Below are 19,396 nucleotides of genomic sequence, written 5' to 3'. Positions count from 1 at the left end.
CGGACGCGACCAGGGCTCGGGCTCAGCCGCGACGGGACGCGAGGGCCGCCTCGTAGAGCGCGCGCTTGGACAGGCCGGTGATCTCCGCGACCTCGGCCGACGCCTCCTTGAGCCGCGCGCCCGCCGCGACCCGCTCGAGCACGTCGGCGAGCCCGTCCTCGAGGGAGGACTCGCGCTCGGGAGCGCCCTCGACCACCAGGCAGATCTCGCCGCGGAGGCCGTCGGCCGCCCACTCGGCGAGCTCGGCCGCCGTACCGCGGCGGACCTCCTCGAACATCTTCGTCAGCTCGCGGCAGACCACGACCCGTCGCTCGGGCCCCATCGCCTCGACGAGATCGGCGAGGGAGTCGCCGATGCGGTGCGGCGACTCGAAGAAGACCATCGTCCGGCGCTCGTCGACGAGCGAGCGGAACAGCGTGACCCGCTCGCCGTGCTTGCGCGGCAGGAAGCCCTCGAAGCTGAAGCGGTCCGTCGGCAGACCGGAGACGGCGAGCGCCATCAGCACGGCCGACGGGCCGGGCAGAGCGGTCACGCGGACACCGGCGGCGACGGCGGTCTCGACGAGGTGGTAGCCCGGGTCCGAGACGGTCGGCATGCCGGCGTCGCTGAGGACGAGGAGGTCCTCCTCGCGGGCGAGCTCGACCAGCTCGGCGGAGCGCTCGCGCTCGTTGTGGTCGTGCAGGGCGTAGAGCTGCGGGCGGTTCTCGATCCCGAGGGCGCGGAGCAGCTGGATGGTGACGCGGGTGTCCTCGGCGGCGATGTGCCGGGTGCTCTCGAGCGCCTCGACGAGCCTCCGCGTCGCGTCGCCGAGATTGCCGATGGGCGTGCCGGCCAGGATGATCATCCGTCCATCCTCCCAGTCGGCGCGCGTCGGCGGCCGAACACGGCCCGGCGGCGGATCCGCGCGCCGTTAGCATGGCCGGGTGACGGACCGACCGCAGCGCGACTTCGACGACCTGCTCCTCGACTCCGCGGGGGCCTCGCGCGCCGTGCCGGTCGGGCCCGCGGACGGGAGCACCGCCGGCGTCACTGCCGCGAGCACCGCCGAGAGCGCCCCGACGACGCGCGTGCGCGAGAGCGCGCCGGATCTGCCCCGCGGCTCCTGGTTCGACGACGTGCACGACCGCCTCGTCGCGACCACCGCGCGCCGCCGGCTCTGGGAGCTGGGGCTGCCGATCCTCGTCGTCGTGGTCGCCGCCGTGCTCCGCCTCTGGAACCTCGGGCACCCGCGCTCGCTGGTCTTCGACGAGACCTTCTACGTCAAGGACGCCTGGACCCTCTGGAACCTCGGCTTCGAGGGCGCCTGGCCGGAGAACCCCGACCCGGGCTTCGCCACCGGCGCCGTCGACGTCTTCACCGGAGCGCCGTCCTTCGTGGTGCACCCGCCGCTGGGCAAGTGGATCATCGGGCTCGGGATGGGCCTGCTCGGCGCGGACGACAGCGTCGGCTGGCGCCTCGCCACCGCGATCGTCGGCATCCTCGCGGTCGCCCTCGTGATCGTGATCGGGAAGCTGCTCTTCCGCTCCACCTTCCTCGCCTCGCTCGCCGGCCTGCTGCTCGCGATCGACGGCCACGCGATCGTGATGTCGCGGGTCTCGCTGCTCGACGGCATCCTGATGTTCGTCGCCCTCTGCGGTGTCGCCGCGATCCTGCTCGACCGGCGCTGGGCCGAGGAGCGGATGGCCGTGAAGGTCGCCGCGGGCGACCTGCCGAGCTGGGGACCGGTGCTCTGGTGGCGGCCCTGGCTGCTGACCGCCGGTCTGATCTTCGGCCTCGCGGCGGGCGTGAAGTGGACGGGCATCTACTTCCTCGCCGCCTACGGCGTCTACGCGGTCGTCGTCGACGCGCTGCTGCGCCGGCGCGCGGGCGTGCCGTTCTGGGTCAGCGGCGCGATCCTCAAGCAGGGGCCGGTCACCTTCCTCCTGGTCGTGCCGATCGCGCTGATCGCCTACCTCGGCACCTGGCTCGGCTGGCTGCGCACCTCGGGCGGCTGGGCGCGGCAGTGGGCGACGGAGGCGCCGGGCAACGCCTGGACCGGCGCGCTCGCCTGGGTGCCGGACTGGGCGCAGAGCCTCTGGCACTACCACGTGCAGATGTACGACTACTCGATCAATCTGCGCGCCACGCACCCCTACGAGGCGAACCCGCTGACCTGGCTGCTGATGCTGCGGCCGACGAGCATGTACTTCGTCGACCAGGCGACCGGGGTCGACGGCTGCGCGGCGGTGCGCTGCGACGAGGCGATCACCTCGGTCGCGAACCCGCTGATCTGGTACGCCGGCGTGCTCGCGCTGGTCTACCTGCTCTACCGGCTCGCCCGCTACCGGGAGTGGCGCGCCGGCTTCGTGCTGATGGGCATCGTCGCCGGGTACCTGCCCTGGATGCTGTACCTCGACCGCACCGTCTTCCAGTTCTACTGCGTCGTCTTCGAGCCCTACATGATGCTGGCGCTCGCCCTGACAGCCGGGGTGGTGATCGGGAAGCGCGGTGACGAGCGCGGCAGACGCACGCGCGGCATCGTGATCGTGCTGATCTTCGTGGTGCTCGCGGCGGCCCTGACCGCCTACTTCTATCCGCTGTGGACCGGGCAGCAGACGTCCTTCTCGTTCTGGCAGGCGCACATGTGGCTGCCCTCATGGGTCTGATCGCCCGGATCGGGCCCGGACTCGCGGCCTGCGCGGCCGCCGCGGTCCTGGCCTTCGCGGCGCACCTGGCGGTCCCCGCCGTGCCGATGCTGACGGCCGCCGTGGCGCTCGGGATCCTGGTCGCGCAGCTGCCGGCAGCCCGTCCCTTGCTGAGCGGCCGGCTGGCACCGGGGCTCAAGTTCTCCTCGCGCACGCTGATGCGCACAGGCATCGTCCTGCTGGGGCTGAAGCTCTCGCTCGTCGACATCGCCGCGCTCGGCTGGGGAGCGATCCTGATCGTCGTCGCGATCGTGCTCGCGACCTTCGGGCTGACCTACGGCCTCGGGCGAGCGCTGCGCCTGCCCGGCCGCGAGCCGCTGCTGCTCGCCGCGGGCTTCTCGATCTGCGGGGCCTCGGCGATCGGCGCGATGGCCGGTGCGACCCGGGCGAAGGAGGAGGAGCAGGCGGTGCCGGTCGCGCTGGTCACCCTCTGCGGCACCCTCGCGATCGCGGTGCTGCCCGCGCTGCGGTATCCGCTCGGCCTCACGGACGTGCAGTTCGGGCACTGGGTCGGCGCGTCGGTGCACGACGTCGGCCAGGTGGTGGCGACGGCGCAGGTCGCGGGGGCGTCGGCCCTCGCGATCGCAGTGGTCGTGAAGCTGACCCGCGTGGTGATGCTCGCGCCGATGGTGGCGGTCGCCGCTGCCGTGACGCGACGCGGCGGAGACGAGGGTGGACCGCGCCCCGCGATCGTGCCGCTGTTCGTGGTCGGCTTCCTCGCGGCCGTGCTGCTGCGGACGCTGCTGCCGCTGCCGGAGGGCGTGCTGGTCGCGGCGGACACGGCGCAGACCTGGCTGCTGGCGGCGGCGCTGTTCGCGCTCGGGAGCGGAGTGCGGCTGCGGGCGCTGCTGACGACCGGCTGGCGGGCGCTGGTCGTCGCGCTCGCCTCGTGGTTCGCGATCGCGGTGATGTCGCTGGCGGCGGTGCACGCGACGCTGTGACGCTCGTCGAGGCGCGACGCTTCGAGTGCTCGGGGCCTGGGACTGTTACGGGATGCGTCGCTCCGGCGGCCCGGTGTCGGCGGCGCCCGCTAGCGTCGATCGCATGGCAGATCGCGAGTACGGCTTCAAGACGCGGGCAATCCACGCCGGCAACATCCCCGACCCGGTGACGGGCGCGCGAGCGCTGCCGATCTACCAGACGAGCGCGTTCGTCTTCGACGACACCTCCGACGCGGCGGCCCGGTTCGCGCTGCAGAAGTACGGGAACATCTACTCCCGGCTCTCCAACCCCACCGTCGCCTCGTTCGAGGAGCGGGTCGCGAGCCTCGAGGGCGGCCTCGGCGCCGTCGCGACCGCCTCCGGCCTGTCGGCGCAGTTCATCACCTTCGCGGCGCTGGTCGGCGCGGGCGACCACGTCGTCTCCTCCGCCAACCTCTACGGCGGCTCGATCACCCAGCTCGACGTCACGCTGCGGCGCTTCGGAGTCGAGACCACCTTCGTCCAGTCGAGCGACCCGGCGGACTACGCCGCCGCGATCACCGAGAAGACCAAGGTGCTCTACGCCGAGACGATCGCGAACCCCTCCGGCGAGATCGCCGACATCGAGGGCCTGGCCGCCGTCGCGCACGCCGCCGGCATCCCGCTGATCATCGACTCGACCGTCGCGACGCCGTACCTCGTCCGCCCGATCGAGTGGGGCGCCGACATCGTCATCCACTCGGCCACCAAGTTCCTCGGCGGGCACGGCACCACGCTCGGCGGCGTCGTCGTCGAGTCGGGGCGCTTCCACTACTCGCAGGAGAAGTTCCCGCTGCTGCACGACGCCGTCGCGTCCTACGGCGGTCTCTCCTGGGACGGCAACTTCGGCGAGTACGGCTTCCTCACGCGCCTCCGCGCCGAGCAGCTGCGCGACATCGGCCCGGTCCTCGCCCCGCACTCGGCCTTCCTGCTCGCGCAGGGCGTCGAGACGCTGCCCTACCGGATCCAGGCGCACGTCGACAACGCCCGCCGCGTCGCGGAGTGGCTCGACGCCGACCCGCGGATCGAGGAGGTCTACTGGGCCGGCCTGCCCGCGCACCCCCACCACGAGCGCGCGCAGAAGTACCTGCCCCAGGGCCCCGGCTCGGTCTTCAGCTTCGTGGTCAAGGGCGGTCGCGCCGTCGGCCAGACCTTCATCGAGTCGGTCGACCTCGCCAGCCACCTCGCCAACATCGGCGACGCGAAGACGCTGGTGATCCACCCCGCCTCGACGACGCACGCGCAGCTCACGGAGCAGCAGCTGCTGCACGCCGGGGTGCTGCCGGGCCTCGTCCGGCTCTCGGTCGGCATCGAGGACGCGGACGACATCATCTACGACCTCGATCAGGCGCTCACCCGCGCGGTCGAGGAGCACGGCACGCCGGACGCACCGACCGAGCTGCCCGACGACGTCTCGGTGACCATCGACTCCCCGACCGTGGAGGTCTGACCATGAGCGACACCGCCATCGCTGCCGACACCGCCGCGACCACCGAGGCCGACGACACCGTCGTCGCGCACCTGTCGAACGGGCTCAGCTGCTCCGTGCCGACGAATTCGCCCCTGGCGAAGCTGCTCAAGTCGCAGCGCACCTGGGTCGGGCCGGACGCGAAGAAGCGGCTGGACATCCTCCGCCGCGCGAAGACCGTCGCGATCGTCGGCGCCTCGCCGAACCCGGCGCGCTCCTCCTACTTCGTGTCGACCTATCTGCAGCAGTCGAGCGACTACGAGCTGTACTTCGTGAACCCGAACGCGGAGGAGATCCTGGGGCAGCCGGTCTACAAGAGCCTCGCGGACCTCCCGGTGGTTCCGGACATCGTCGACGTCTTCCGCAAGGCGAGCGACATCCCCTCGGTCATCGACGACGTCGTCGCCATCGGCGCGCCGACGGTGTGGGTGCAGCTCGGCATCTGGAACCAGGAGGCCGCCGAGTACGGCGAGTCGAAGGGCCTCACCGTGGTGATGGACCGCTGCCTCAAGGTCGAGCACGCCCGCTTCCACGGCGGCCTGCACCTCCTCGGCTTCGACACCGGCCAGATCACCTCCCGCAAGACCCTGCGCTGACGCGCCCCTCCTCCCCCCGCGAGATGCCACTTGTGCACGCTTTCCACGGCGTGTCGCGTGCACAAGTGGCATCTCGCGGAGGGGGTCAGTCGCCCTTCACGTTGACGAGCTGGCGGAGGGTGTGCCGGATCTCGACGAGGTCGGCAGCATCGGCCATCACCCGGTCGATCGGCTTGTAGGCCGCCGGGATCTCGTCGAGGAAGGCGTCGGTGTCGCGGTACTCGATGCTGGCCATCGCCTCGCGCAGCTGCTCGCGGGTGAAGGCCTTCCGCGCCGCCGACCGCGAGTACTCGCGACCGGCGCCGTGCGGCGACGAGTTCAGCGACATCGCGTCACCGCGCCCCACCACCACGTACGAGGCGGTCCCCATCGAGCCGGGGATGAGCCCCGGCCGTCCGGCGTCGGCCTGGATCGCGCCCTTCCGGCTCACCCAGACGTCGCGGCCGAAGTGGCGCTCCTTCTCGGTGAAGTTGTGGTGGCAGTTGATCCGCTCCCGCTCCTGGACCGCGACGCCGCTCCACTCGGCGAGCTGGCGGATCACCCGGTCCATCATCTCCTCGCGTTGAGCAGCGCGAACCGCTGCGCCCAGCGCAGCTCGGCGACGTAGCGGTCGAACTGCTCCGTCCCCTCGACCAGGTAGGCGAGGTCGGGGTGCGGCAGCGCGATCCAGTGCCGGTCGCAGTACTCGCGGGCGACCCGGATGTGCGCCGTCGCGATCCGGTTGCCCACGCCTCGCGAGCCGGAGTGCAGGAACAGCCAGACCGCGTCGGTCTCGTCGACGCTCACCTCGATGAAGTGGTTGCCGCTGCCGAGCGAGCCGACCTGCAGCCGCCAGTGCTTCGCCGAGCGCGCCGGGTCGAAGCCCGCCTCGACGGCGAGCGCCTCCAGCTCGGCCACCCGCGGCTCGGCGGTCGCGGCGACCTTGCGATTCGCCGCGCCGGCCGACAGCGGCACCGCCCGCTCGATCTGCCGCCGCAGCTCGCCCAGGTCGCGGCCGGCGAGGTCGCTCCGGGAGAACTGCGTGCGGACGGCGATCATGCCGCAGCCGATGTCGACGCCCACGGCCGCCGGGATGAGCGCGCCGAGGGTCGGGATGACCGAGCCGACCGTCGCTCCGAGTCCGAGGTGGGCGTCGGGCATCAGCGCCAGGTGGGGGTGGATGAACGGCATCTCGGACGCGGTGAGCGCCTGCTGCCGCGCGTTGTCGTCCAGGATGCTCGCCCAGGAGACGAGCCGCTCCGTGATTCTCTGCATGGTCCTTCCTCTCGTGAAGGCCCGGCGGTCGCCGGGATCGGGGTGGGACGCGCTCGGGGCGGCGGGATGCCGCGAGCCGACCGCGAGGCCCCTCCCCTGCAGAGGAGTGCCGACGCACGAGGGCCCCGAGACGACGTCGTCCGGGAGCCCGCGGCGGATGCCTAGGGGTGCCGGACGACGCCGGGCTGGAGGTTCGCGAGATCGCGCTTCGAGCGTTCGAGCTCGACCGCGCCGACGAGGGCGCGGGGGCGATCGGCGACGAGCATCTCGTCACGGGTCGATCGATACGCGGTCACGGGCTGCTCCTTCCGGGCGTCGGGGGTGCGCACTCCGGTGGCGCGCCCGCCGAAGCCAGCAGTGCCGCTGGTGCCGTGCAACCCGGGCGTGTCGCGCGGCGCGGGACGTCGGAACCCATCGGCGAAGGATCCTCCTGCCGTCCAGTGAGCACCTCCCCCTCGAGTCGGAGTCTCCTCCGCATCGCGTGGGCGCTCTCTGGGCGACCCCTCCGTGTCCCCGGATCCGTGACAGCGACAGGAGTAGGCAGGACGGGCAAGGGAGAAGCGAACTCCGCCGATCGTGACAACGAATCCGGCCGCCCGGCGGCCACGAAGAGGTGTACGAAACGATGAGAACCACCCGTCCCACTCCAGTCGCCCAGCGCCCGAGGCGCCTCCTGATCGCAGGGCTCGCCTGCGGCGCCCTCGCCTTCGGGTCGGTCGCCACGGCGCCTGCGGTCTTCGCCGCCGAGGCACCGGTCAGCGCCGCTGCCGCCTCGGCCGCCGCCTGGCCCGTCGTCGCCGAGGGCGAGAACAGCGCCAACGCCCGGACCGTGCAGCACCTGCTGAACGCCGCCGGCGCCTCCGTGGACGCCGACGGCGTCTTCGGCCCCGCCACCGCCGCCGCGGTGACCTCCTTCCAGAGCGCGCGCGGCCTCTCCGCCGACGGCATCGTCGGCGCGCAGACCTGGGCCGCCCTGATCACGACGGTGTCCTCCGGCGACTCCGGCGAGGCGGTCAGCGCGCTCCAGGTGCAGCTGAACAAGGTCGGCGGGAGCCTCACGGTCGACGGCGCGTTCGGCGCCGCGACCCTCGCCGCCGTGAAGAGCGTCCAGTCGGCGGCCGGGCTCGCGGTCGACGGCGTCGTCGGACCGCAGACCTGGCAGTCGCTGGTCGGCGCCGGCTCGGGCACCACGCCCGACCCGGGCCAGCCGGGCGAGACGTTCGCGACCCTCAGCGACGAGCAGCTCGCGAACGTCCGCACGATCATCGCGGAGGGCAAGACCGCCGGCGTCCCCGAGTACGGCTGGGTCGTCGCCATCGCCACGGCGATGCAGGAGTCGCGACTGCGGAACCTCTCCGGTGGCGACCGCGACTCGGTCGGCCTGTTCCAGCAGCGCCCGTCGGCGGGCTGGGGCGACGCGGCCGACCTCGTCGACCCGGTCTACGCCTCGAGGGCGTTCTACGGGGCGGCGAACAGCCCCACCACCAACACCGGCCTGACGGACATCGCCGGCTGGGAGTCGATGTCGGTGACCGAGGCGGCGCAGGCCGTGCAGGTCTCCGCCTACCCGGACGCCTACGCGCAGTGGGAGACCCTGGCGCGCGAGGCCGTCGAGAGCGAGGGATGAGGATCATGAGCACGACGGAGATCAGCACGACGGAGATCAGCACGATCACCAGCACGGCGGCCCCCGAGGCCCGGCACCGGCGGAGCATCGGCGCCCGCGTCCTCGCCGTCGTCACCGCCCTGCTGCTCGCCCTCGGCGTCAGCGTCGGGACCGCGACCAGCGCTCAGGCGGCCGACTGGCCCGTCCTCTCCTCCGGCTCGACCGGGGAGGACGTGACCACCGCGCAGTACCTGCTCCGCTCGTCGGGTCAGTCGCTCGCTGTCGACGGCGCGTTCGGCGCCGGCACGCAGTCGGCGGTCACCTCCTTCCAGTCCGGCGCGGGCCTCGCGGCCGACGGCGTGATCGGCGCGGCCACCTGGGGCGCGCTGACGGTGACCGTGCAGAGCGGCGCCTCCGGAGACGCGGTCAGCGCCGTCCAGACGCAGCTGAACGCGAACGGCGCGTCCGTCGCGGTCGACGGCGCGTTCGGCCCGGCGACCACCGCCGCGGTCCAGAGCTTCCAGGGCACTGCGGGACTGACCGCCGACGGCATCGTCGGGCCGGCCACCTGGAAGGCCCTGATCGCCGGGACCGGCGGCGGCACCACGCCTCCCCCGTCGGGCGACGCCGCCGCGACCGCGCAGGCGATCCTCGACAACCCCGGGATCGAGCTCTACGAGCTGGGCTCGGACGCCGCCTCCACCTCGCTCGCGAACATCCGCGACACGGCCTCCGGCCAGCCCGCGAAGACGAGCCCCGAGGGCGACGCCGGGGTGACCTCGGTCGCGCTGAACCCGGCGATGCTCGATGCGCTGCTGAAGCTGAACACGCAGTACGGCCACACCCTGCGGGTCACCTCCATCGCGGGTGAGGACCACTCCACCGGCTCCGGCCACTACACCGGCGACGCGGTCGACATCGACCTGATCGACGGCGTGCGGGTCTACGAGGGCGCCGACCACCAGGCGATCCAGAACGCCTGCGCCGAGATGGGCGCGACGCTCACGCTCGGCCCCGGCGACGCGGGCCACTCGGACCACGTGCACTGCGAGTTCTGACCCCCGGGACCTCGGTCCCGGTACTCGGAGCCACAGGGGGCGGGCGCTCGATCGGGCGCCCGCCCCCTTCCGTGCGTGAGGCGTAGTCTCGGGAGATGAGTGCATACGTCTCCGCCTTCGACCTGTTCAGCGTGGGGATCGGCCCCTCCAGCTCGCACACGGTCGGCCCGATGCGGGCGGCCCTGGCCCTCGCCGAGCGGCTGCGGGACGCCGGGCTGCTCGACCGGGTGAGCCGCGTGGTCTGCACGCTCTACGGCTCGCTCGGCTCCACGGGCATCGGCCACGGGACGCCGGACGCGATCGTGGCCGGGCTGTCCGGGCTGCACCCGGAGACCTGCGACCCGGAGGAGGTCCGCGGAGCGTGGCGGCGGCTCGACGAGGACGGCGCGATCGCGCTCGCGGGCGAGACGCGCCTGCCGATGACGCGCGAGGACATCGCCTTCGAGCCGCGCACCCGGCTCCCCGAGCACCCCAACGCCCTGACGTTCAGCGTCTGGCTCGGCGACGCGGCGCTGCCCGAGTGGGAGGAGACCTACTACTCGATCGGCGGCGGATTCATCCGCCGGGCCGGCGAGCGCGCCGAGCTGGCCTCGCTCGCTCCGCACCCCTACCCCTTCGTCTCCGCGCTCGACCTGCTCGCGACCTGCGACCGGACCCGCTCGAGCATCGACGAGATCGCCGCCGCGAACGAGCGGGCGCTGCACCCCGGCCTCGACGTCGACGCGCGGCTGGACGCGATCTGGGACGCGATGGCGGCCTGCGTCGAGCACGGCCTGGCGACCGAGGGCGTCCTGCCCGGCGGTCTGGGCGTGCAGCGCCGCGCCTCCGTCCTGCGCGGCCGGCTCGAGGCCTTCGAGGACGACCCGCTGGACCGCGCGCGGGCGACCTCGGTGGAGTGGCTGCACGCGTTCGCCCTCGCGGTCAACGAGGAGAACGCGGCGGGCGGGCGCGTCGTCACGGCGCCGACGAACGGGGCGGCGGGCATCATCCCGGCCGTCGCGCACCACTACCTCCGCTTCGTGCCCGGGGCGGACCGCGCGGGCATCCGGCGGTTCCTGCTCACCGCGACGGCGATCGGCTCGCTCTGCAAGACCAACGCGTCGATCTCCGGCGCGGAAGCCGGCTGCCAGGGCGAGGTCGGCTCGGCCTGCGCGATGGCGGCGGGCGCGCTGTGCGCGGTGCTCGGCGGGACCCCGCGGCAGGTGGAGAACGCGGCCGAGATCGCGATGGAGCACCACCTCGGGCTGACCTGCGACCCCGTCGGCGGGCTGGTGCAGATCCCGTGCATCGAGCGCAACGCGATCGCGGCCTCGACGGCGGTCAGCGCGGCGCGGCTGGCGCTGCACGGCGACGGGACGCACCGGGTCTCGCTCGACACCGTGATCGAGACGATGCGCCAGACGGGCATCGACATGTCCTCGAAGTACAAGGAGACCAGCGAGGGCGGTCTCGCGGTCAACGTCATCGAGTGCTGAGGGCGGCGGTCGGTACCGCAGGAGGGACGGCCGCGCCGAGCGGACTGTGACGCCGGATGAACCACGATGACGCACCGGCCTGCGGAGCGTCGGGGGTCGCGCCTAGCGTGGTGCGGGTGAGCAGCACTGCAGCCCCCTACCTCGCCCGGCCGATCGTCTCGACCCAGTGGCTGGCCGACCAGCTCGGCCGCGAGCACCTCGTCGTGGTCGACGCGAGCGTGCTGCTGGTGACCGGCTTCGACGGCCGGCCCGGCTACCTCGGCGGCGACGAGCAGTACCTCCTCGAGGGCCACGTGCCCGGTGCGGTGTTCGGCGACCTGCTCGCGCAGCTCTCGGATCCGGAGGCGGCCCTCCCCTTCACCCGGCTCGACCCCGAGCGCTTCGCCGCGGCGACGGCCGCCCTCGGTATCGACGACGACTCGGTGGTCGTCGTCTACGACTCCGCGGTCGGCCAGTGGGCGTCGCGCCTGTGGTGGCTCCTGCGCGCCGCCGGGCACGACGCGGTCGCGGTGCTCGACGGCGGACTCAGCGCCTGGCGGCGGGAGGAGCGCCCGATCGAGACCGGTCACGTCGAGCCGCGGACCGCCGCGGGCATCACCGTGCGCCCCGAGCGCCCGCTCTGGATCGACAAGGCCGGCGTCGAGCGCGTCGTCCGCGGCGAGGAGCCGGGCGCCCTGGTCTGCGCCGTGCCGCCGAGGGAGTTCACCGGCGAGCAGGGGCGCCGGCCGCGCCTCGGCCACCTCCCCGGCTCGGTCAGCGTCCCGGCCGTGCGGCTGGTCGACCGCGAGGACAACACGCTCCTCCCGCCGGAGCGGCTGCGGGCGCTCTTCGGCGAGACGCTCCGGGCCGAGCGCATCGTCCTCTACTGCGCGGGCGGGATCGCCGCGACGGCCGACGCGCTCGCGCTCGCCGTCCTCGGTGTCGACACCGCGGTCGTCTACGACGGCTCGCTCCACGAGTGGGCCGCCGATCCCGACGCCCCGCTCGTCGTCACGGCCGCGTGAGCAGCTCCTCCGGGAGCTCGGTCGTCGGCAGCGCGCAGACGAAGGCCTCGCAGGAGTAGGCCGTCGGCAGACCGTCGCGCGACGTCCGGCCCTCGAAGAGCTCGAAGCCCACGCGGGCCCACTCGGCCGCCGCGTCGTCGCTCACCACCGCGAGCACGCCCAGCCCGGTCTCCCGGGCGCCGCGCTGCAGCTGCGCCCGGGAGCCGTCGTCCGGCACGACGACGACCAGCTGCGTGACCGGCTGCGCGAGGCGCCCGGCGAGCGCGAGGATCCCGCCGAACCCCATCGGCTGCCCGAGTGCCCCCGGACCGATGCCCGCGACCACGGCCTCCGCCGCCTCCCGGTAGCGCCGCTCCCCCGTCAGGAGGTACAGCACGTGGGCCGCGTCGGCCGCCGCCGAGAGGCCCGAGGGGTAGGCGCCCTCGGACGGATCCGCCGCCAGCAGCAGCCCGCGCGCGGTGAGCGCCGGGTCCCCACCGCCGGGCAGCGCGAACGGCGGCCAGGACGCGGCCGCGTCCAGCGCCCCGTCGATCAGCGTCCGGGCGACGACCGCGGAGCGGGGCGTCCCCTCGGCGAGCGCCAGCTGCAGCAGCCCGCCGGCGAGCATGCCGAGATCCTCCAGCGCCGGGCGCGCGGCGGAGACGGAGTCGCCGAGCGAGGCGCGGACGCCGACGCGCCCGTCGACGAGGTGCCGCTCCAGGAGGAGATCGGCGGCGTCGCGCGCGGCAGCGATCCAGTCCTCCCGGCCCAGGGCCCGCCCGGCTCGCGCGAGCGCTCCGATCGCCAGCCCGTTCCAGCCGGTGACGACCTTCTCGTCGAGGGCGGGCGGGGTCAGGTCGGAGCGGTCCTCGGCGAGGTAGTAGCCGCCCTCCGAGCGCTGCCCGTCGACGATGCTCTCCGAGTCCTGCGCGCTCGCGAAGCCGCCGCTCGGCCGGCGCAGCGTCGCGAGCAGGAACGACGCGACGCCCTCCGCCACCCCGGCGAGCGCCTCCCGGTCGGTGCCCTCGCGCCCGAGCAGCACCGCCGCCACGTCGAGCAGCTGGGCGTTGTCGTAGAGCATCCGCTCGTAGTGCGGATCGCTCCAGTCCTGGCGGGTGGCGTAGCGGAAGAAGCCGCCGTCGCGATCCCGCAGCGGCGAGCCCGCCAGCGTCAGCAGTGTCCGCTCGGCCAGCTCCGCGCCGTCGTCCCGTGACGCCAGGAACCCGAGCACCGGCGCCACCGGGAACTTCGGCGCCCCGCCGAAACCGCCGTGCACCCGGTCCTCCTCCGCGGCGAGCGCCCCGACGGCCGCCGCGAGCGCCGCGTCGTCCGGGAGCGCGTCTCCCGTGGGCACCACCGACGTCGCCTCCCGCAGCGCGGTGCTGAGCGACCCCGCCGTCGCCTGCACCTCGTCGCGCCGCAGCCGCCACGCCTCCGACACCGCGTCGAGCACGTCCGAGAACGCCGGCACCCCGCCGACGGCCCGCGGCGGGAAGTACGTCCCCGCGTAGAACGTCTCCCCGGCCGGAGTCGTGAACACCGTCAGCGGCCAGCCCAGATTCCGCGTGAACGCACTCGCCGCCGTCAGATAGGCGGTGTCGACGTCCGGATGCTCCTCGCGGTCCACCTTGACCGCCACGAACCCGTCGTTCAGCCGCGCCGCGAGCACCGGATCCGAGAACGACTCCCGCGCCATCACGTGGCACCAGTGGCAGGTCGCGTACCCGATCGACACCAGCACCGGCACGTCCCGGCGCACCGCCTCGGCGAACGCCTCCTCCCCCCACGGCCACCAGTCCACCGGGTTGTCGGCGTGCGAGCGGAGGTACGGACTGACACTGGAGCGGAGTCGTTCGGCCATGCCCTCCACGCTAGACGCGCCGCCCGCCGCCGTCCGGGGCGTTGACAGCCGCCCCCACGCTCGCCCCTCCCCCGGTGGACACCCGCTCCGCGGGTGCCCCCATGCTGATCGAGTAGCCCGCGCAGCGGGCGTATCGAGATCCACCATCGTCAGAAGCCGAGTCTGCAGACCCACCTGCTGACGCCGGCAGGTCTCGATACGCCCCTCTGGGGCTACTCGACCAGCATGACTGCAGCCGCCCCGCTGACGACATCGAGTCTCATCCCGAAGGGATGGACGCCGCCCCTCGCCGCTGTCTCACGCCGAAGGGGTGGACGCGGTGCCTCGTCGCGGCTCCTGGCTCGGGTCTGGCGGGCCCGCCGCAGGCGCGCGGGAAGGAGCCGCGACGAGGCACCGCGTCCACCCCACCCCGCGACGAGGCACCGCCTCCGCCCCAACCCGCACCGAGTGACGCCGACCCGCCCGGAATCGTAGGGTGGCCCGAGCAGGAGAGGCGGGCGGATGCGCACGGAGCAGTCATCGAAGGAGGTCCCCCTCACGCAGTGGAACTGGTTCACGCGGGCGAAGACACCGAGTGAGAGCATCGTGATCGGCATGCTGGTGCTCGCGATCCCCGCCTGGAACCTCGTCGGGGTGTTCGTCGACGGCGTCCAGCTCGGCGTTCGGATCGCCGTCCTCGCCGCACTGACCGTCGTCCTGTTCGGCGTGATGGGCACGCTGATGGCCGTCCGGCACCCGACCCCGTACGCCGACCTGACCGCGCGGACCGTCCGCGTCCGCTCCCGGACGACCCCGTTCGCCGCCTTCACCTCGGCACAGCGACGGCCGACCGTTGGCCGCTCGAAACGCGTCGCGATCGAGCTCCACGCCCCGGCCAGACGATCCTCCTGCAGCTGCGCGACAGCCTAGGACGCCTGACGACCGGCCGGACGCAGGAGGCCGTGCTCGAGCTCCTGCGCGGCAGCAGCATCGAGACGCCCACCTCCCGCGACGACCCGACGGGCCGCTTCGCCGCGGTGAACTTCCCGGCGCACCTCACCCGCGACCAGGCGATCGCCCTGGCGGAGCGCCCCCTGACCGCCCCCGATGTCGGCGCCGGCACGCACTGACCGCGCCGATCCTCCCCCTCGACCCCGTCTCACCCCGAAGGAACGGACGCCTCCCCTCGGCCCCACCCTCGCCCCCGGCGGGGTGGACGTCAGCGCTCGAAGAACCAGCCGGTCGGCCGCTGCGGCCCCGACGACGACCCGCCGCCGCTCGCCCGCCGGCCGAAGACCAGGTACGCGATGCTCCCCGCGAACGGGAGGATCACGATCAGCGCCACCCAGCCGACCTTCGCGACCTTCGACAGCCGCCCGTTCGCCAGCACGCCCCGGATCGCGAGGATCAGCAGGACGATGTTGAGGATCACGAGGAGGGACTGCGTGTTCACACTCGGCTCTCTGCTCGGCCCGCTCGGCGCGGGTGGCCGCCCGCGGGATTCCGCCGGGAGACCTGGGCATCATGTCACGGCGCCGTAGGATGGAGGGCTCATGTCAGACGTCCTCAGCATCCGGTATCCTCCCGAACTCCCCGTCTCGGCGCGCAGGGACGACATCGCCGCCGCCATCCGCGACCACCAGGTCGTCATCGTCGCCGGCGCCACCGGCTCCGGCAAGACGACGCAGCTGCCCAAGATCTGCCTCGAGCTCGGCCGCGAGAGCATCGCGCACACCCAGCCCCGCCGCATCGCCGCCCGCACCATCGCCGAGCGCATCGCGGAGGAGCTCGACGACGAGGTCGGCGGGATCGTCGGCTACCAGGTCCGCTTCACCGACAAGGCGAGCGCGTCGACCCGGATCAAGCTGATGACCGACGGCATCCTGCTCAACGAGATGAACCACGACCGGATGCTCAGCCGGTACGACACGATCATCATCGACGAGGCGCACGAGCGCAGCCTCAACATCGACTTCCTGCTCGGCTACCTGCACCGGCTGCTGCCCCGCCGCCCGGACCTCAAGCTGATCATCACCTCCGCCACGATCGACCCGCAGAGCTTCGCCGAGCACTTCCGCGACGCCGCCGGCGAGCCCGCGCCGATCATCGAGGTCTCCGGCCGCACCTACCCCGTCGAGATCCGCTACCGCCCGCTCGTCGCCGAGGAGCCCGAGGAGGAGGACGACACCGACGTCCCCGACGCCACGAGCGGCAGCCGCGATCTGATGACCGGCATCGCCGACGCGCTGGCCGAGCTGGCCCGCGAGGACCAGGGCGACGTCCTCGTCTTCCTCTCCGGCGAGAACGAGATCCGCGACGCCGAGGACGCCATCCGCGGCCGGAACCTCCCCGGCACCGAGGTCCTCCCCCTCTACGGCCGGCTGTCGGCCGCCGATCAGCACCGCGTCTTCGAGCGCGGGCGCACCCCGGGCGTCCGGCGCCGGGTGGTGCTCGCGACCAACGTCGCCGAGACCAGCCTCACCGTGCCCGGCATCCGCTACGTCATCGACGGCGGCACCGCCCGCATCTCGCGCTACAGCGCCCGCTCGAAGGTGCAGCGCCTGCCGATCGAGGCGATCTCGCAGGCGTCGGCGAACCAGCGCTCCGGTCGCTCCGGCCGCACCAGCGCGGGCATCGCGATCCGGCTCTACTCGGAGGAGGACTTCGAGCGCCGCCCCGAGTTCACCGATCCGGAGATCCTGCGCACCGGCCTCGCCGCCGTCATCCTGCAGATGATCTCGCTCGGCCTCGGCGACATCGCCGGCTTCCCGTTCCTCACCCCGCCCGATTCCCGCGGCATCAAGGACGGCCTCGACCTCCTCACCGAGCTCGGCGCCCTCCGCTCCTCCGCCACCCCCGCCGACTCCCCCTCGCGAGATGCCACTTATGAGGGCGACACGCCGAAGAAACCCGTCACAAGTGGCATCTCGCGGGGGGCCGACACGGCGCCTCAGCTGACCAGGATCGGGCGGGATCTCGCGCGGCTGCCGATCGACCCGCGCTTCGGGCGGATGGTGATCGAGTCGCGCAAGCACGACGTCAGCCGCGAGGTGATGGCGATCGTCGCCGGGCTGACGATCCAGGACGTCCGGGAGCGCCCGCTCGAGCGCCGCGCGCAGGCCGACCAGCAGCACGCCCGCTTCGTCGACCCCACCAGCGACTTCCTGACACTGCTCAACCTCTGGAACTACGTGGAGGAGAAGCAGGCCGAGCTCTCCTCCAGCGCCTTCCGCCGGCTCTGCAAGGCCGAGTACCTCAACTACCTCCGCGTGCGCGAGTGGCAGGACGTCTTCCGCCAGCTGCGCCAGCTGGCCCGGCCGCTGAAGCTCGAGCTCGGCGAGCCGAAGGTCGACCCGGACGGGATCCACCGGAGCCTCCTCGCCGGTCTGCTCTCGCACCTCGGCATCAAGGACACCACCTCGCAGCAGGCGCAGCGCGCGGCGAAGAACCGCGAGCGCCAGAGCGTCCAGTACGTCGGCGCCCGCAACGCGAAGTTCTCGATCTTCCCCGGCAGCGCGCTGGCGAAGAAGCAGCCCGACGCCCTGATGAGCGCCGAGCTGGTCGAGACCAGCAAGCTCTTCGCCCGCTCGAACGCCGCGATCGATCCGGCCTGGGCCGAGGCGATCGCCGGCGACCTGGTGAAACGCCAGTTCAGCGAGCCGCACTGGGAGAAGGCGCAGGGCGCGGCCGTCGCCTACGAGAAGGTCACGCTCTACGGCGTGCCGATCATCGCCCGGCGCCGGGTGCAGTTCTCCCGGATCGACGCCGGGTACGCCCGCGAGCTGTTCATCCGCCATGCCCTCGTGGAGGGCGAGTGGGACGCGCGGCACGCCTTCGACAGGAAGAACCGGGCCCTGCGCGCCGAGCTCGAGCGCCTCGAGGAGCGCACCCGCCGCCGCGACCTGCTCGTCGACGACGAGGCCGTCTTCGACTTCTACGACCGCCGCGTCCCGCGCGACATCACCTCGGTGCGCTCCTTCGACTCCTGGTGGCGCACCGCGCAGCACGACGAGCCCGACCTGCTGACCATGACGCAGGAGACCCTCCTGCCCGAGGACGCGGAGCAGATCGACGAGACCGCGTTCCCGACCCAGTGGCGCCAGGCCGACCAGCGCTTCCGGCTCTCCTACCGGTTCGAGCCGGGCACCGAGGAGGACGGCGTCACCGTGCACGTGCCGCTCGCGCTGCTGCCGCGCGTCACGCCGCTCGGCTTCGACTGGCTGGTGCCGGGGCTCCGCGCCGAGCTCGTCACCGCGATGATCAAGGCGCTGCCCAAGCACCTGCGCCGGAACGTCGTCCCGGCGAACGACTGGGCGCGCAAGCTCACCGCCGCGCTCCCGCAGGACGTGCCGAACCCGCCGACGGAGTCGTTCGCCGCGACCCTCGCCGGGGCGATCCGCCGCGAGGCCGGCGTCGTGATCGACGCCTCCGACTTCGACCTCGAGCGCATCCCCGCGCACCTCCGGGTCACCTTCGCGATCGCCGACGAGCGCGGCCGCACCGTCGCCGCCGGCAAGGAGCTCGCGCCGCTGGCCGAGCGCCTGCGCGGCCGGGTCCGCGACGAGGTCGCCCGGGTGGTCGAGGCGCGCGTGCCCGACGCCCTCGAGCGCCGCGGCATCAGGACGTGGGACATGGCGGAGCTCCCCCGTGTCACCGACACCCGCCAGGGCGGCAACACGATCCGCGCCTACCCGGCGCTGATCGACGACGGCGACTCCGTCTCGATCCGCCTGCTCGCGACCGCGGAGGACCAGGCGCGCGAGCACCCGCGCGGCGTCCGCCGCCTGCTGCTGCTCGCGACACCCAGCCCGGTCGCCTACGTGCAGCAGTACCTGACCGCCAACGAGAAGCTCGTGCTCGCGCAGAGCCCGTACCAGAACACGACGGCGCTGTTCGGCGACTGCCTGCTCGCCTGCGTCGACGCGGTGCTCTGGCGGATGAAGCCGGACGGCATGCTCTTCCTCCGCGCCGAGTTCGACGCGGTGCGCGACCGGGTGTCGGGCAGCGTGATGGACTCGATGTTCGAGACCGTGAAGACGGTCACCACGATCCTCACGACGGCGCGCGGCGTCGAGAAGGCGCTCAAGGCGTCCACGAGCATGGCGCTGCTCCCCGCGCTGACCGACGCCCGCGAGCAGCTGACCGGGCTCGTGCACCCCGGCTTCGTCTCCGCGACGGGACTCGAGCGGCTCCGGCACCTGCCGCGCTACCTCGCCGGCATCACCGAGCGCTTCGGCAAGATCGGCGAGAACGTCGGCCGCGACCGGGTCTGGCTGAACGAGGTGCAGGCGGCGCAGGAGCTCTACCGCTCCGCGGGCGGCACGATCCCGCTGCCGCCGCACGCTCCGGAGCGTCTCGTGCGCGCCCGCTGGCTGATCGAGGAGCTGCGGATCAGCTTCTTCGCGCAGAGCCTGGGCACCGTCGAGAGCGTCTCCCTGCAGCGGATCCGGAAGGTCCTCGCGGGCTGACCGGG

General features: G+C 73.1%; 15 protein-coding genes and 1 pseudogene. 11 read left to right on the top strand and 5 right to left on the bottom strand.

The features are described from left to right. Positions 1–22: 22 nt before the first annotated feature. Positions 23–844: a 16S rRNA (cytidine(1402)-2'-O)-methyltransferase gene (rsmI, locus tag MT350_RS10695; RefSeq protein ID WP_243598491.1), complete on the bottom strand. Its 822-nt coding sequence runs from the start codon at positions 842–844 to the stop codon at positions 23–25. A gap of 79 nt (positions 845–923) precedes the next feature. On the opposite strand from rsmI, the gene MT350_RS10690 reads away from it, so the two are divergent. From MT350_RS10690 to MT350_RS10675, 4 genes are all read left to right on the top strand, one after another. Further along, a complete protein-coding gene (locus tag MT350_RS10690) occupies positions 924–2,645 on the top strand; it encodes a dolichyl-phosphate-mannose--protein mannosyltransferase (protein ID WP_243598490.1) in 1,722 nt (573 codons plus the stop codon). Further along, positions 2,636–3,625 (top strand): YeiH family protein, encoded by a 990-nt coding sequence (locus MT350_RS10685; RefSeq protein ID WP_243615895.1) that lies wholly within the window; start codon positions 2,636–2,638, stop codon positions 3,623–3,625. Before MT350_RS10690 ends, MT350_RS10685 begins: the two co-directional genes overlap by 10 nt. Positions 3,626–3,728: 103 nt before the next feature. Then, positions 3,729–5,093 carry an O-acetylhomoserine aminocarboxypropyltransferase/cysteine synthase family protein gene (locus MT350_RS10680; protein ID WP_243598489.1) on the top strand — a complete coding sequence of 455 codons (1,365 nt, stop codon included), beginning with the start codon at positions 3,729–3,731 and terminating at the stop codon, positions 5,091–5,093. Between the two features lie 2 nt (positions 5,094–5,095). Beyond that, positions 5,096–5,707, top strand: coding sequence for a CoA-binding protein (locus tag MT350_RS10675; protein WP_243598488.1), 612 nt, complete (start codon positions 5,096–5,098; stop codon positions 5,705–5,707). Between the two features lie 85 nt (positions 5,708–5,792). Here MT350_RS10675 and MT350_RS10670 read toward each other — a convergent pair. Beyond that, positions 5,793–6,847: pseudogene (locus MT350_RS10670) on the bottom strand (RtcB family protein). 275 nt (positions 6,848–7,122) lie between these two features. Continuing rightward, positions 7,123–7,257 carry a hypothetical protein gene (locus tag MT350_RS20105; RefSeq protein WP_279391999.1) on the bottom strand — a complete coding sequence of 45 codons (135 nt, stop codon included), beginning with the start codon at positions 7,255–7,257 and terminating at the stop codon, positions 7,123–7,125. A gap of 329 nt (positions 7,258–7,586) precedes the next feature. On the opposite strand from MT350_RS20105, the gene MT350_RS20100 reads away from it, so the two are divergent. The 4 genes from MT350_RS20100 (at position 7,587) to MT350_RS10645 (ending at position 12,104) form a co-directional block, all read left to right on the top strand. After that, positions 7,587–8,588, top strand: coding sequence for a peptidoglycan-binding protein (locus MT350_RS20100; RefSeq protein ID WP_279391998.1), 1,002 nt, complete (start codon positions 7,587–7,589; stop codon positions 8,586–8,588). Positions 8,589–8,593: 5 nt separating this feature from the next. Beyond that, positions 8,594–9,625 carry a peptidoglycan-binding protein gene (locus tag MT350_RS10655; RefSeq protein ID WP_243615894.1) on the top strand — a complete coding sequence of 344 codons (1,032 nt, stop codon included), beginning with the start codon at positions 8,594–8,596 and terminating at the stop codon, positions 9,623–9,625. Between the two features lie 95 nt (positions 9,626–9,720). Next, positions 9,721–11,100 carry an L-serine ammonia-lyase gene (locus tag MT350_RS10650; protein ID WP_243598485.1) on the top strand — a complete coding sequence of 460 codons (1,380 nt, stop codon included), beginning with the start codon at positions 9,721–9,723 and terminating at the stop codon, positions 11,098–11,100. A gap of 116 nt (positions 11,101–11,216) precedes the next feature. Beyond that, entirely contained in the window at positions 11,217–12,104 is an 888-nt protein-coding gene (locus MT350_RS10645; RefSeq protein WP_243598484.1) for a rhodanese-like domain-containing protein, read from the top strand. Here the strand turns inward: MT350_RS10645 and MT350_RS10640 are convergent. After that, entirely contained in the window at positions 12,091–13,944 is a 1,854-nt protein-coding gene (locus tag MT350_RS10640) for a thioredoxin domain-containing protein (protein WP_243598483.1), read from the bottom strand. The two genes, MT350_RS10645 and MT350_RS10640, sit on opposite strands and share 14 nt — an antisense overlap. 501 nt (positions 13,945–14,445) lie before the next feature. Between MT350_RS10640 and MT350_RS10635 the strand changes: the two genes are divergently transcribed. Together MT350_RS10635 and MT350_RS10630 are read left to right on the top strand one after the other, a co-directional pair. Next, positions 14,446–14,853: a hypothetical protein gene (locus MT350_RS10635; protein ID WP_243598482.1), complete on the top strand. Its 408-nt coding sequence runs from the start codon at positions 14,446–14,448 to the stop codon at positions 14,851–14,853. Between the two features lie 32 nt (positions 14,854–14,885). After that, positions 14,886–15,053: a hypothetical protein gene (locus MT350_RS10630; RefSeq protein ID WP_243598481.1), complete on the top strand. Its 168-nt coding sequence runs from the start codon at positions 14,886–14,888 to the stop codon at positions 15,051–15,053. A gap of 89 nt (positions 15,054–15,142) precedes the next feature. Here MT350_RS10630 and MT350_RS10625 read toward each other — a convergent pair whose 3' ends face one another. Continuing rightward, on the bottom strand, positions 15,143–15,376 hold the full coding sequence (locus MT350_RS10625) for a PLD nuclease N-terminal domain-containing protein (protein ID WP_123705161.1): 234 nt from the start codon (positions 15,374–15,376) through the stop codon (positions 15,143–15,145). Between the two features lie 100 nt (positions 15,377–15,476). Between MT350_RS10625 and hrpA the strand changes: the two genes are divergently transcribed. Continuing rightward, a complete protein-coding gene (hrpA, locus tag MT350_RS10620) occupies positions 15,477–19,391 on the top strand; it encodes an ATP-dependent RNA helicase HrpA (protein ID WP_243598480.1) in 3,915 nt (1,304 codons plus the stop codon). Positions 19,392–19,396: the final 5 nt, after the last annotated feature.

This window comes from Rathayibacter sp. VKM Ac-2928, assembly GCF_022815545.1.
Taxonomy (GTDB): domain Bacteria; phylum Actinomycetota; class Actinomycetes; order Actinomycetales; family Microbacteriaceae; genus Rathayibacter; species Rathayibacter festucae.
This window is presented reverse-complemented; position numbering and strand designations above follow the sequence as displayed.

Coding starts and splice junctions, on each gene's coding strand:
- hrpA (WP_243598480.1), top strand. CDS start 15,477: ATGTCAGACGTCCTCAGCATCCGGTATCCTCCCGAACTCCCCGTCTCG.
- MT350_RS10635 (WP_243598482.1), top strand. CDS start 14,446: ATGCGCACGGAGCAGTCATCGAAGGAGGTCCCCCTCACGCAGTGGAAC.
- MT350_RS10655 (WP_243615894.1), top strand. CDS start 8,594: ATGAGCACGACGGAGATCAGCACGACGGAGATCAGCACGATCACCAGC.
- MT350_RS10675 (WP_243598488.1), top strand. CDS start 5,096: ATGAGCGACACCGCCATCGCTGCCGACACCGCCGCGACCACCGAGGCC.
- MT350_RS20100 (WP_279391998.1), top strand. CDS start 7,587: ATGAGAACCACCCGTCCCACTCCAGTCGCCCAGCGCCCGAGGCGCCTC.
- MT350_RS10685 (WP_243615895.1), top strand. CDS start 2,636: ATGGGTCTGATCGCCCGGATCGGGCCCGGACTCGCGGCCTGCGCGGCC.
- MT350_RS10650 (WP_243598485.1), top strand. CDS start 9,721: ATGAGTGCATACGTCTCCGCCTTCGACCTGTTCAGCGTGGGGATCGGC.
- MT350_RS10640 (WP_243598483.1), bottom strand. CDS start 13,944: ATGGCCGAACGACTCCGCTCCAGTGTCAGTCCGTACCTCCGCTCGCAC.
- rsmI (WP_243598491.1), bottom strand. CDS start 844: ATGATCATCCTGGCCGGCACGCCCATCGGCAATCTCGGCGACGCGACG.
- MT350_RS10680 (WP_243598489.1), top strand. CDS start 3,729: ATGGCAGATCGCGAGTACGGCTTCAAGACGCGGGCAATCCACGCCGGC.